Genomic DNA, 13,337 nt, shown 5'->3' on the forward strand with positions numbered 1-13,337 from the left:
TTCCGGCTAACAACACCGCGCCAGCTGCGGTAAAAGTAACGCAGGCTTCTTACATTTACGGCGGCTTGCAACAGGCAAGCGCCACCACCTAAACACGACGACTACTCCATGAATGAGCTATTCCAACATATAAAACAAGTTGTAGAAACCCGCCGCACCACCAAACCGCTGAAGATGAACGGGGAGCGCATCCCCGATGAGCAGGTGGAGCAGCTCCTCCGGCTAGCCGACTGGGCCCCTACCCACGGCCACACCGAGCCCTGGCGCTTTATTGTATACACTGGCGAGGCAGCCACTGGCTTTTGCCAGCAGCATGCCGAGCTATACAAACAGAACATTGCGCCCGATAAATACCAGCAAGACAAGTACGAAAAGCTGCTGCACATGGGCGACAAAGCCTCCCACATCCTGGTGGCCTACATGCAGCGGGGCAACCTGCCCAAGATACCGGCTCTTGAAGAAATTGCAGCTGTTTCCTGCGCTATTCAGAACGTGCTTCTGGGTGCCACTGCCCTTGGGCTCGCCAGCTACTGGGGCTCCGGGGGAATGGCCTACCACCCCAGCATGAAGGAGCACCTGCAACTACGGGAGGAGGACCAGGTGCTGGGGATCATTTACCTGGGCTATGGCGACAACGCTTCGGGCGAAGGCAAACGTGTTACCCCCCTTGCCGATAAGGTGGTTTGGCGGCGGTAGTTGCCCGTTCACTTTCATACTATAGTCAATTCACTATATTTGTAGAGCAACATTTTTCCGTGAAACACGAAAAACGAGTTAGCGATCAAACGAAATTTAACCATACCGCATGAAAACTATCCATCAGTATAACTTCGCCGGCAAAAAGGCCCTGGTACGTGTAGACTTTAACGTGCCCCTGGACGAGAACCACCACATTACCGACGATACCCGCATCAGGGCAGCAGTGCCAACCATCCAGAAGATCCTTGACGATGGCGGCGCTGTCATCCTGATGTCGCACCTGGGGCGCCCCAAAACAGGCCCGGAAGAGAAATACTCGCTGCGCCATGTGGTGCCACGCCTGGAGCAGGAGTTTCACACCAACGTTCGGTTCGCACCGGACTGTGTAGGCCCTGAGGCGGCGCAGCTGGCCCATGAGCTGCAGCCGGGCGAAATCCTGCTGCTCGAGAACCTGCGTTTCCATAAGGCAGAGGAAAAAGGAGACCCTGACTTTGCCAGGGAGTTGGCCGCACTGGGCGATGTGTATGTGAACGACGCCTTTGGCACCGCGCACCGCGAGCACGCCTCCACAGCGGTTATCGCACGCTACTTCCCGAACGACAAAATGATGGGCTACGTGATGCAGGCCGAGCTGGACAACGCCAGCCGTGTGCTGGACAACGCGGAGCGCCCTTATACCGCCATCATGGGTGGGGCCAAGATCTCCGATAAAATCCTGATCATAGAGAAGCTGCTGGACAGAGTGGACAACCTGCTCATCGGCGGTGGCATGTCCTACACCTTCGTAAAGGCTGACGGCGGCCAGATTGGCTCCTCCCTGGTAGAGGAAGATAAGATTGACCTGGCCAAGCGCCTGATTGCCATGGCCAAGGAGAAAGGTGTCAGAATCATGATCCCGATCGACTCCGTTATCGCAGATGCCTTCAGCAACGATGCCAACGTAGACACCGCCCTGAGCCATCACATTAAGCCGATGTGGATGGGCCTGGACATAGGTCCGGAAGCGCGCGAGCAGTATGCCGAGGTAATCCTGAACTCCAGAACCATTCTTTGGAACGGCCCGATGGGCGTGTTTGAGATGTCGAACTTCTCTGTGGGCACAGAAGCCGTGGCAGAGGCAGTAGTGGCGGCAACGGCAAAAGGCGCTTACTCCCTGATTGGTGGTGGCGATTCTGCGGCAGCCGTTAACCAGTTGGGCTATGCCAGCCGCGTGTCTTACGTATCCACGGGAGGCGGCGCGCTGCTGGAGTACATGGAGGGCAAAACCCTGCCTGGCGTGGCTGCTATTGAGCGCAGCGACTACTAGTTTAACTTTCCCGAACATTCCTTAACCCAGCGTTAGGGAGTATCAAGTATAAATAATGTCTGAGAATAGAGTTACCTACAAAACAGCGGAAGAGGCACTCGCTGTTATCAAGTCCGGCGACCGTGTGTTTATACAGGGAAGCGCCGCCACACCGCAGTTCCTTATCCGCAAGCTGGCAGAGCGGGCGGATGAACTGCGTAATGTAGAGCTGGTCAGCATAACCACTTACGGTGAGTTTCCGGTGGCGGAGGAGCGCTACAAAGACTCCTTCTTCATTAACTCGCTCTTTGTATCGGCCAACGTGCGGGATGCCGTGAACAGTGGCCGCGGAGACTACACCCCTATCTTCCTGAGTGAAATACCGCACCTGTTCAGGTCAGGTATTTTACCTCTGGATGTGGCGATTGTGCACGTGTCGCCGCCCGACCGCCACGGTTACTGCTCCCTGGGCGTTTCGGTGGACGTGACCCGGGAGGCGGTGCTGAGCGCCAAGCACGTGATCGCACAGGTAAACCCTCAGATGCCCCGCACGCACGGCGACGGCTTGATTCACGTCAAGCGCTTCGATGTGCTGGTGGAGGTGGATGAGGCCCTGCCGGAGGTAGACTACAGCCTTCGCATCACGAGCAAAGAGGAAGCCATTGCCAAGTATATTGCCGAGATGGTAGAGGATGGAGCCACCCTGCAAATGGGGATCGGCGCCATACCGGACGCCGTGCTCGGCAGCCTGACAAACCATAAGGAGCTCGGTATCCATACCGAAATGATGTCGAACGGGGTAATGCAGCTGGTGGAGAAGGGCGTGATCACCAACGAGCATAAGTACAGGCATCCGGGCCGTATCGCCACAGGCTTTATCGTGGGCAACCGCAAACTGTACGACTTCGTGGATGACAACCCGCTTATCCTGATGCAGCGCACCGACTATGTGAATGACGTAACCATCATTCGCTCCAACCAAAAGGTAACGGCTATCAACAGCGCCATCGAAATAGACCTGACGGGCCAGGTGGTGGCCGACACCATCGGCTACCACCAGTTTTCGGGTATAGGCGGGCAAATGGACTTTATCAGGGGGGCAGCCCTGTCTCCGGGAGGCAAGCCTATTATTGCGCTGCCTTCTGTTACCAACAAGGGGATTTCGAGAATTACGCCGCTGATAAACGAAGGGGCAGCCGTGACCACGACCCGTGCCCACGTGCATTACGTGGTGACCGAGTACGGTGTAGCTTACCTGTACGGCAAGAACTTACGCCAACGCGCCAAGGCCCTGATCAACATTGCCCACCCAGACCACCGGGAGCGGCTGGAACAGGAGGCCTACAAACGGTACGGCTACATCTAAGCACTGCAATTTGTGCAATTTATGCAAAGGCGCACCGCACGTCGTCTCTAATGTAATTATTTATAAAAAGTCCCTGCCACTGTAGAGCGGCAGGGACTTTTTGTTTATATTGTTCCAATACTATTCTTTTACAAACCACTGCACCCCGCTATGAAAGCCGCTTATGCATAAAACGTATACTCCTATTTTCGTGCTGCTCCTGCTGCTGCTGGGCAGCTGCAGCTACGAAACAAAAACGGTCTCCTCCCCTCCCGTCAGAAAGCTGAAGATGGAAGAGGCGACTATTGCAGCGATACACCAGTCTTTCCGGGAAGGCACCTGCACCTGCCAGCAACTGGTGGCGGCTTACTTTGAGCGCATCGAGAAGTACGACAAACCTACCGGCCTCAACGCCATTGTGGTTACAAACCCTGATGCCATGGAGCGTGCCCGCGAGTTGGACAGGGAGTTTGCCGAGACCAAGAAGCTACGGCCCCTGCACTGTATCCCGCTTATCGTAAAAGACAACTACAACACCGCAGGCCTCCAGACAACGGCCGGTTCGCTGGCTCTGAAGGGTTTTAAACCAACCGAGGACGCTTACCAGGTGCGGGAGCTGAAGAAGGCCGGCGCCATTGTGCTGGCGAAGTCCAACATGGCGGAGTGGGCGTTCAGCCCGCGGGAAACCATTAGCTCAATTGCGGGCGAAACGCTGAACCCCTACAACCTGGAGCACGTACCCGCCGGCTCTAGTGGCGGAACAGCCGCTGCCGTGGCAGCCAACTTCGGCACCGTCGGCCTCGGTACAGACACAGGAAACTCCATCCGTGGCCCCTCTTCGCATAATGCGCTGGTGGGGTTCAGAACAACGATGGGTTTAACCAGCCGCGCAGGCATTATTCCGCTTTACCTGCGCAACGACGTGGGCGGGCCGATGGCGCGCACCGTAGAGGACGCCACACGGGTGCTGGAGGTGATTGCAGGCTATGACCCGGCTGACCCGCTGACCCGGCACAGCCAGGGTAAAATGCCCCTGAACTACCAGCAGTACCTGGACAGGAACGGGCTGAAAGGTGCCCGTATCGGGGTGCTGCGAACTTTGAGCGAGGATACTCCCGACCCGCAGGTAAAGGCGCTGTTTGAGCAGGCAATCGCAGACCTGAAAGCACTAGGAGCCGTTATCGTAGACTCAGTTGACATAGCCGGTTTCGACAGCCTGCGCCAGAACCAGTGGTGCGATGTGTTTCAGCACGACATCAACGGCTACTTAGCGGCCCAGGGGCCTGCTGTGCCTGTCAAGAACCTCGACGAAATCGTAGCCTCAGGTAAATACGCACCTTCCGCAGCCGAAAACCTGAAGTACTTCCAGCAGCACCAGTTCACCCCAAAAGACAGCTCCCATACTTGCGGGGATGCCTACCACGACCCGAGGAGGATCGCCTTCCGAAGCGCCGTAGAAGCAGCCATGGATAAGCATGAAGTAGGTGCCCTGATTTACCCCACCTGGAACAACCCGCCGGCCAAAGTCGGCGACACGTCCGGCTACAAAGGCGACAACAGCCAGGTGATCGCACCGCATACTGGTCAGCCTGCCTTCACGGTTCCTATGGGCTATACTTATGAGCACCTGCCGGCCGGCCTGCAGTTCCTGGGCCGCATCTACGATGAGCCAGTGCTTATCAGGTACACGTATGCCTATGAGCAAGGCACGCAACACCGAAAGCCGCCGCTGAATTTTACCAGGGGCACTTCGCAAAAAAGATAGCTTTGGACTGGTTTCGACTCCGGTTGGACGACATTAAAAAAGGCCTGCAGAAGCAAACGTTCTGCAGGCCTTTTTTAATGTCGGCACAGCTTAATCCGAGTCCTCCAGTTGGAAAAGCTCCTCCACACGTACGTCAAAGATCAGCGCCAGCTTTAACGCCAGCACCGTAGACGGCACAAACTTCTTGTTCTCGATGGCATAGATCGTTTGCCTGGACACCCCAAGCTTGTCCGCCAGGTCTGACTGGGACATGTTGTGGCGCGCACGCTCTACCTTTATGCCGTTATTCATAAGCGACTTAACCTACAGCAGAAACGATGTTGCTCTTCTTAAAGGAGTAAACCCCGATAAAACAGAGAACCTGCAGGTTGATCAGGTAAGAGGGCTCTACCTCAAAGTCCGGGAATACAACATACCCCAACGCAATAATGGCCAGTGAGGCAATGAACGTGAGCTTGATTGCCTCCAGCCTTAGCCGCTGCAACAGCTCGTCGTACACCTTTTCCTTGGAGAGGGCATACACGGCCAGGCCGACGATGCCAATGATGTCTAGCAGGTGCATCGTTTGCTTTGAGAGCAGTTGGTACTCTTCACGATAAAAGCCATCTGTAAAGCCTGCCACAACAGAGGGCAAGGAGGCAAGCGCAAATACTACCAGGCCCGGCTTTCTTAAATAGTAAGGGAATAGTTGTGTTTTCATTTGGTGTGAGTTGATCTACACAAACGTAAACAAAAGATTACAATATGTAAAGTATACATTACATATTGCGCTAAATAAATTTCGGGTGCCACAGGATAAGTAGTTCCCTTAGTGCCCTCCTCGCTGTACGCTTAAAGTACATGCTGTGCATAAGGTGCATGTAGCAAGTCCATAAAAAAAGCCTCTCCGGTTGGAGAGGCTTTTGAGTTTAGCTGTTCTGCGGGTTCAGGATATTATCAATCCGAACGATCGCGTCGTCAATATGGTACCTGGTCAGGTCGTTGGCATGGCGGGTGCGGGCGCTTTTTAACTGGCGCTGCAGCTGCACCAGCTCGCCTCTGGCAATGGAGCGGATATCGGACTGGCTGATGTCAACGGGCGTGCCGTAGCGGCTGCTTTTGCCCGGCTTCTCGTTCAGCAGGTAATCCATGCGGTCGAGGTACGCCTTCTGCAGGTTTCTACGGTAGATGTCAATTGTAGCTCCGCTGTATACTTCGCTCCAGATGCCGCGCTGCAGTTGGCGCACCATGTCCAGGGCATTATAGTTTACTTTGTTCACCTCGTTCTCCATCAGGCGAGCCATCCTGTCCGGCGACAGCAAGTTGTTCAGGTGGCGTGCCTGTAGGTTCCGGATACTCTCCACATAGTTGGCATGGTGAATGTTGCGGCTGATCTTAGCCTGGTTCAGCCACTCCGGCGAAGAGAAGGCATTTTTCAAAAGCCAGTCCAGCGAGGCGGCCTGCTCTTTGGCAGAGACCGGGTTGTAGATGTATCCCTCCTGGTTCGGCTTCAGGCGTTCCTCACGCACACCGCCCACGTTCGTAACCACATGGCCGATGTAGCGGCTCCACACGCCCAGTAACTCCCCGTAAAGCTCCTGCAGGTCATCGTAGTCGTTTGTTTGCGCGGCGGTCCAGTCATAGAGCTTTGGCGCCACCTGCTTCAGGTTCTTCAGGCCGTAGGTGCTGGCTTTCACCACATCCGCACCTATCCCCTCCGTCTGGCTCTCCGGGTCGAAGCCACCGCTGCCACTGCCGAAGCGGTACATCGGGTCGTTGGCCTTTTCCTCTATCCATTTCGCAAGCGTTGGCACTTCCTGTTCGGCCGTTTTCGCCTCTGGCAGGTAGCGGTAGCCCCAGTTGATCACATAGTGGTCGTAAGGCCCCAGCTGGCGCACGAAGCGGATGTTCTTGTCTCCGGGCTGCGCCACGTAGTTGTAGCGGGCATAGTCCATGATGGTTGGGGCGATGCCGTACTTCTGGGTAAACGCACCGGAGCGCAGGGAGTCGACCGGGTAGGCCGAGCTGGCCTTCATGTTGTGCGGCAAGCCCAGTGCATGGCCCACTTCGTGTGTAATCACCTCTTTCATCATCTCGCCCAGGTCCTCCATAGGCGTATCCAGGGTACGGGCGCTCGGGTTGGCGGCACCGGTTTCGAGCAGGTAGCGGTTACGGTAAGAGCGCAGGTGGTTATGGTACCAGATAATGTCACTTTCGATGATCTCCCCGGAGCGCGGGTCAGACACGCTTGGCCCCATGGCGTTGCGGGTCGTGCTGGCCACGTAGCGGATCACGGAGTAGCGCACATCCTCCGGGCTGAAATCCGGGTCCTCCTGCGGGGACGGCGGGTCTTTGGCGATAATGGCATTCTTGAAACCAGCCGTCTCAAACGCCTCCTGCCACTGCTCCACGCCGGCCTTAATGTATGGGCGCAGCTTTTGCGGTGTGGCCGGGTCCAGGTAGTATACAATCGGGTTTACCGGCTCCACCAACTCACCGCGCTTGTAGGCTTCGATGTCTTTCGGCACCAGCTTCCAGCGGCGGATGTAGGATTTCTCATCTGCCTTCAGGGCTTCGGAGCCGTAGTCGTACTGGTTGATGTTGAAATAGCCTACGCGGTAATCGTTGATACGCGGCTGCATCGGCACCTTCGGCAGCAGCACCATCGACTGGTTCATCATGATGCTGATGGAACCTGTGGCGGAGTTGGACGGTGGCTCGGTGGCATCGTAGGTAAAGTCCTGCTTCACCTCTATGTTGAGCGGAAAGCTTTTGGCGCTCTGGATAAAGCTACGGTTGTCGTCCAGTTTGCTCACCTTGTACTCTTTGCGCATATCGGCATCCAAGCCGCTGAACGCTTTCACATCGCTCAGGAAGAACTTTGTCACATCAATCACATAACCCGGGGAGTTGGGTGTGAGCGCCACGATATCGAAGGCATAAAGCGTAGGCTGGTAGTTATTCGCCTTTACCGACAGGCTGATCGGCAGCGAGTCCGCGGCATAGGCGTTGTAAGACTTGGTTTTCAGAACGATCTTATCGGCAAACTTTTGCCATTCCACCATCTGTTCATTCACGGCCGAGCCAGCGTTGATGTAACCGCCACCCAGGCCGGAGGGCAGGTTGGCAAAACGGCTGATCCACAGAAAGTCGCGCTGCAGCAACGAGTCCGGTATTTCGTAGTAGTACTTGTCGCCCACTTTGTGGATGGTAAAAACCCCCTCATCCGAAATGGCGTCTTTGGTGATTACTTCGCTGTAGCTTTTCAGGCCGCTCCTGGAGGCCGGCTTTGCTCTTTCGGAGCTCTCGGCTTTAGCACTGGTGTCGGTTTGCTGCTCTGCTGCCTTTGTAGTGGAGCAGGAGGTTTGGGTGAGGGCCACCAGCAAGGCGAGGCTGACGGCATGGTAGAACTTTGGCATTTTGGTTTTAAGAATGATGTGTACTTTGCTTAAGCAGAGCAGCAAAGTGCCCTGGTGCGGGTTGCACCTCTAAAGTTAAGTTTAAATTGAGAAAGTATCTATAGCCTGTGCTGAATATAACGGGCGCAACTGCCGTAAAGCATCTTCGGCACCGGTAGCACACAGGCGCTGTTACGGCTGCAGCCGCAGCAGAAAACAAAGCCGCCCTGCCGAGGGAACCTCAACAGGGCGGCGCAAAGTATAGCCATAGCGTTACGCTGTGTGGCTAGTGTGGCAGGCTAGTCTGTAGCCACCGTAACCACCACTTTGCCGTTCGTTTTGCGGGTTTCCACCTGCTTGTGCGCCTTGGCCATGTCTTCGAAGTTAAACACATGCGATACATGCGACCGCAGCCTTTCGTCGCGCATCATGTCTGCCAGCTTTGCCTGGTCTTCGCCGCTGGAGTGCACCAGGTAGTTCTTGGCCTCTATGTTGCGCTTCTTCGCTTCCGCCTGCACTGCCTCTGTGGCCCCGCCGAGAATCGAAATAATTTTACCGCCGTCTTTCAGGCAGGCCAGCGACTTCCGGGTGTTCTCCTCGCCCAGTGAGTCCAGCACAATGTCGGCGTTCATCACCACGTCCGCCACGTCATACTTGTGGTAGTCCACCTCCTCGTTCGCCCCCATTGTTCGGAGGAACTCATGGTTCTCGGGAGAGGCCGTACCGATGACGTTCGCGTTAAAATACTTGGCGATCTGGACGGCGTAGTGCCCCACTCCGCCCGCTGCGGCATGTATCAGCACCCGCTGCCCGGGCTGTATGTCGGCCTCGTTTACCAACACCTGCCAGGCAGTGAGGGCAGCCAGTGTAGCGGCGGCGGCTTCGTGGTGCGGAATGTTGGCGGGCTTGTGGGCTAGGTGCTTCTCCGGGCCCGCCACATATTCGGCGTAGGCTTTGCCGTGCCCCGGGAAGTTCACCATCCCGAACACCTCGTCTCCTTCTTTAAAATACTCCACCCCTTCGCCTACGGCCACTACCTCGCCGGAAATATCCCAGCCAACAATAACAGGTGGGGTGTCCTTCATCTTTTCGTAGAGCCCTTTGCCTTCGCGCACTTTGGTGTCTACCGGGTTAATGCTCACGGCTCGTACTTTTACCAGCACCTCCCCCCGCTTTGGCGAGGGCTTGTCTACGTCCTGCATTTTGAGGTTATCCGCAGGCCCTGGTTCGTTTAAAACAAATGCTTTCATAGTGTATGGTTATAAGGTTGCACAAATACACTCTTATACAACTTGGCCCTGCGGCAAAAGGTTATGGGCTGCGCTGCGCGCTGTTCACAGCTGCCCCTTATCCCGCCTGTTCAGGTAGCGGAGCATCTCCTCCACCGATACAAGGTCTCCTTTGGCATGGTACTTCTGGATGCGCTCCATTTCGCCGGCGATCAGGCCGGCCCTGGTATCCTCCACCTTACCCTGCGAGTGCGTCGCCTCCTGGCTCCAGGGAAGCGGTTCGCCCGGCTGGCTAAACAGGTACAACTGCGGATGGTGCCGCTGCGCTGCCGTCACGGCTGCCATCAAGGCCCTCGGCTGCTGAAAGGGCGAGGCCGACACCACGATACGCGTATGGCCTTTCGCCCTGGCATACTGCGCCATCGCCTCCGCCTCTATCAGCGTGTGCAGTTTGTCTGTTTTGGCCGGCACGGGCACCCCCGCTATACTTGCCTCCTGCACGCCCAGCCGCCGGAGTTCCTGCTGCCAGCGTGCGAAGCCGGGGTACCCGCTGATGGGGCCGGAATGAATAAAGAGGACCTGTTGCACCTGTTGCTTCTCCAGCAGGTTTGTGGCTCTTGCCAACACGGAAGCTTGGTTGTCTTCGGTCTGGCCGAAGAGGAAGACTGCGTCTGCCGGCGCTTCAGGGAGCGTATCGGCCAGGCTACGGATGATGAGTTCTTCTAACATAGCCCCTTTATACGGACCGCCACCAGGCAGGGTACCGCCATACATTCCGCAGGATTTCGTACTTTTGCAGTATGGCAGAACAACAGAAGAACAACCCGCTGCACGGGGTAACGCTGCAGAAAATGCTGGAGCACCTGGTAGAGGTGTATGGGTGGGAGCACCTGAGCACCAAAATTAACATCAACTGCTTTAAGAACGACCCTAGTATCAAGTCCAGCCTCACCTTTCTGCGCCGCACGCCCTGGGCCCGCGAAAAAGTAGAAAGTTTATACTTGTATACTCTTCGCAAGATGCGGTAAGCTACACGGTGTGGCAGGCGGCACTGTAGTGCAAAGCCATTGATGTGTGGCTCAAATTGCTATATTTACTGATAGAACGCCCCTACCTATGAAAACAAAGTTTATACTCCGCTTCCTCCTCTCCTTTCTGACCATTGGCTGCACCATGGCATTTTTGCAACTGTGGGATGTATGGAAACGCCTGCTGCAGGGTGAACCTGTGGTTGGGGCAGCCGCCTTGGCAAGTATGGATTTCAGAAGTATAGCGGTTATCGGTATCCCCGTGGCCATGATGTTAGTCCGGCGGGAGAAGCGGGAGAAGCCAGCTGCCGCACAAGATTAAGTAGCCTGCGCCTCAACTCTCCCTATAGCTGATTACCGGCACCAGCACCGGTGCGGTGATGGAGATACTGGCACAGCACACCTGCCTGCTATCACCTGCAGTACCTGACTGTTGCTGGTACAGGGGAGTGCGCTATGGATTTTTCGTGTTCGGTGTGCCGCTGGTCGTGGTTCTGTTCAACAGTTACCACTTTTTAATGCGTTTAGCTAAGTGCCCTTTAGGTTTCGTGACTAGCAGCTGCCTAAAGGATAACAAAAAGGAGATCAGAAAAAACAATCTACTAATTCCTCACCTCCAGTTTTCCGCTCTCCTGGTACATAAGCCTGCCTACATCCACCAGCTCCCGGATCAGCCCTGTCACGGTTTCGGCGTGCTTCGGCTCGAACTGCCGCACCAGGTCTTTGGGCAGGTAGGGCTGGGCCTTCACCAGTTGCAGCACCTCCTGCCGAAGCTTGTCCTGCTCCCCATGCTCCCGCGCCTTCTTCCGCTCGGCCAGGCAATGGTCGCAGATGCGGCAGCGGGTATCGGTTGTTTCCCCGAAGTACTCTAACAGGAGCTGTGTGCGGCAGCGGTTAGAGGTTTCTACGTAGCGGCCCACTTCCTTTGCCTGCTGCAGCGCCCGCTCCCGTAGGCTGTCCAGCTTTTTAGTGTTCAGGATAACCCTTCCGGCCGCCTCGCGCGGGGCGGTGAAAACAAGCTGCGGGGCGTCGTGCTGCGGCTCGTAGTTGAGCACCTGCAGCTTGTGCAGGTACTCCAGCTTCCGACGCAGTTCCTGCTCCGGCACTTTCAGCAGCTCAGCCATTTTCTGCTCCCGCACCTTCACAAAACTCACGAAAGCCTCCCCGCCATAAAGCCTAAGTATAAGCTGTATCAGTTTATCGTGCTCCGGGTTCTTTAGCTGAAAACTGTACAGCTCCGTGTTCTCCAGCACCAGCATCAGCCGCGAAGGCATGTAATAGCTCTCATTCAGTTGCACGTACCCTTCGGCCTCCAGCCGCTTAACGGCATGGTGGGTCTCCAGCGGCTTCAGCTTGTACTGCTTGGCAAAATCCGCCAGGCCAAAGTCAAAGCTGCTGAGAAGACCGCTGCCCGTGGCCAGCTGATAATAGTTAGCCAGGCACTGGTACACTCTCCGGATAAACTCAACAGGAGGATGCGCCTCTTCCACTTTCCGCTGCAGCTCCGCCACATCGTTCGGCCCGTACAGGAGGGTGGCATAGGCGTACAGCTCATCGCGCCCGGCACGGCCCGCCTCCTGGTAGTACGCCTCCAGGCTCTCCGGCAGGTCCAGGTGCACCACCAGCCGCACATCGGGCTTGTCAATGCCCATCCCGAAGGCGTTCGTCGCCACAATTACGCGCACTTTGTCCTCCACCCAGCTCTGCTGCACGGCGCTTCGCTCCTCAAACTTCAGCCCGGCATGGTAGGCGGCCGCGGATATCCGGCGGCTCTGCAGAAACCTGGCCATCTCCACTGTTTGCCTGCGGCTGCGCACGTATACGATGCTCTGCCCCTGCATCCGTTGCAGAATCTCCAGCAGGCGGTTGGCCTTGTTCTCGGTGTACAGGCAGGAGTAGGAAAGATTGGCGCGGGCAAAGCTTTTCTGGAATACGTTTGGCTTCGGAAACTTTAGCTTCTCCTGTATGTCCTGCTTTACCTGCTCTGTGGCCGTAGCCGTAAGCGCAATTACCGGCACCGCCTTTGGCAGCACCTCGCGCAGCTCCGCCAGTTGCAGGTAGGGTGGCCTGAAATCATAGCCCCACTGTGAGATACAGTGCGCCTCGTCCACGGCCAGCAGCGACACCTTCATGCGCTTTACCCGCTCCTGAAACAGGTCCGTCAGCAGCCGCTCCGGCGACAGGTACAGGAACTTGATGCCCCCGTACACACAGTTATCCAGGGCAATGTCTATCTCCCGGCGGCTCATGCCGGAGTAAATTGCCACTGCAGGGAGGCCGCGCCGTTTCAGGTTCTCCACCTGGTCTTTCATCAGGGCGATAAGCGGCGTTACAACCAGGCAAATGCCCTCCAGCGCCATGGCCGGCACCTGAAAGCACACGGACTTACCGCCACCGGTCGGCAGCAGGGCCAGCGTATCCTGCCCCGCCAACACCGAGCGCACGATCTCCTCCTGCATAGGCCGGAAGGAGGCGTAACCCCAGTAGGCATTAAGTATGTGGTGGATGTCCTGCACGGTTGGGAAAGGCTTAGACTACAAAAGTAAGGGATGCCCTACAGAAAACAGCAACTCGCCAGCAAACTTTCCCCGCAGCCTCAGGGCCGCTGC

The 13,337-nt window shown here is 56.3% G+C and carries 12 protein-coding genes; 6 read left to right on the forward strand and 6 right to left on the reverse strand.

Annotated elements, in window-relative coordinates; all coding sequences use genetic code 11:
* Positions 1–108: 108 nt before the first annotated feature.
* The 4 genes from CA264_RS09390 (at position 109) to CA264_RS09405 (ending at position 5,094) form a co-directional block, all read left to right on the forward strand.
* Positions 109–696: a nitroreductase family protein gene (locus CA264_RS09390; RefSeq protein WP_025606606.1), complete on the forward strand. Its 588-nt coding sequence runs from the start codon at positions 109–111 to the stop codon at positions 694–696.
* Positions 697–805: 109 nt separating this feature from the next.
* Positions 806–2,005: a phosphoglycerate kinase gene (locus tag CA264_RS09395; RefSeq protein WP_025606608.1), complete on the forward strand. Its 1,200-nt coding sequence runs from the start codon at positions 806–808 to the stop codon at positions 2,003–2,005.
* A 55-nt stretch (positions 2,006–2,060) separates the two neighbouring features.
* Positions 2,061–3,350 carry an acetyl-CoA hydrolase/transferase family protein gene (locus CA264_RS09400; RefSeq protein WP_025606609.1) on the forward strand — a complete coding sequence of 430 codons (1,290 nt, stop codon included), beginning with the start codon at positions 2,061–2,063 and terminating at the stop codon, positions 3,348–3,350.
* Between the two features lie 163 nt (positions 3,351–3,513).
* A complete protein-coding gene (locus tag CA264_RS09405; RefSeq protein ID WP_025606611.1) occupies positions 3,514–5,094 on the forward strand; it encodes an amidase family protein in 1,581 nt (526 codons plus the stop codon).
* 90 nt (positions 5,095–5,184) lie between these two features.
* Here CA264_RS09405 and CA264_RS09410 read toward each other — a convergent pair whose 3' ends face one another.
* The 5 genes from CA264_RS09410 to CA264_RS09430 form a co-directional block, all read right to left on the reverse strand.
* Positions 5,185–5,385: a helix-turn-helix transcriptional regulator gene (locus CA264_RS09410; RefSeq protein WP_025606613.1), complete on the reverse strand. Its 201-nt coding sequence runs from the start codon at positions 5,383–5,385 to the stop codon at positions 5,185–5,187.
* Between the two features lie 7 nt (positions 5,386–5,392).
* On the reverse strand, positions 5,393–5,794 hold the full coding sequence (locus tag CA264_RS09415) for a hypothetical protein (RefSeq protein WP_025606615.1): 402 nt from the start codon (positions 5,792–5,794) through the stop codon (positions 5,393–5,395).
* Between the two features lie 208 nt (positions 5,795–6,002).
* On the reverse strand, positions 6,003–8,492 hold the full coding sequence (locus CA264_RS09420) for a zinc-dependent metalloprotease (protein WP_025606617.1): 2,490 nt from the start codon (positions 8,490–8,492) through the stop codon (positions 6,003–6,005).
* A gap of 278 nt (positions 8,493–8,770) precedes the next feature.
* Positions 8,771–9,721, reverse strand: a complete 951-nt coding sequence (locus tag CA264_RS09425) for an NADP-dependent oxidoreductase (protein WP_025606619.1) — start codon at positions 9,719–9,721, stop codon at positions 8,771–8,773.
* 84 nt (positions 9,722–9,805) lie between these two features.
* Positions 9,806–10,429, reverse strand: a complete 624-nt coding sequence (locus CA264_RS09430) for a YdcF family protein (protein ID WP_036776374.1) — start codon at positions 10,427–10,429, stop codon at positions 9,806–9,808.
* A gap of 71 nt (positions 10,430–10,500) precedes the next feature.
* On the opposite strand from CA264_RS09430, the gene CA264_RS09435 reads away from it, so the two are divergent.
* Both CA264_RS09435 and CA264_RS09440 read left to right on the forward strand, forming a co-directional pair.
* Positions 10,501–10,728 (forward strand): VF530 family protein, encoded by a 228-nt coding sequence (locus CA264_RS09435; protein ID WP_025606621.1) that lies wholly within the window; start codon positions 10,501–10,503, stop codon positions 10,726–10,728.
* A gap of 88 nt (positions 10,729–10,816) precedes the next feature.
* Positions 10,817–11,050, forward strand: a complete 234-nt coding sequence (locus tag CA264_RS09440) for a hypothetical protein (RefSeq protein WP_025606623.1) — start codon at positions 10,817–10,819, stop codon at positions 11,048–11,050.
* A 280-nt stretch (positions 11,051–11,330) separates the two neighbouring features.
* Here the strand turns inward: CA264_RS09440 and CA264_RS09445 are convergent, their stop codons facing one another.
* Positions 11,331–13,244 (reverse strand): RecQ family ATP-dependent DNA helicase, encoded by a 1,914-nt coding sequence (locus tag CA264_RS09445; RefSeq protein ID WP_025606625.1) that lies wholly within the window; start codon positions 13,242–13,244, stop codon positions 11,331–11,333.
* Between the last annotated feature and the right edge of the window lie 93 nt (positions 13,245–13,337).

The organism is Pontibacter actiniarum, assembly GCF_003585765.1.
Taxonomy (GTDB): domain Bacteria; phylum Bacteroidota; class Bacteroidia; order Cytophagales; family Hymenobacteraceae; genus Pontibacter; species Pontibacter actiniarum.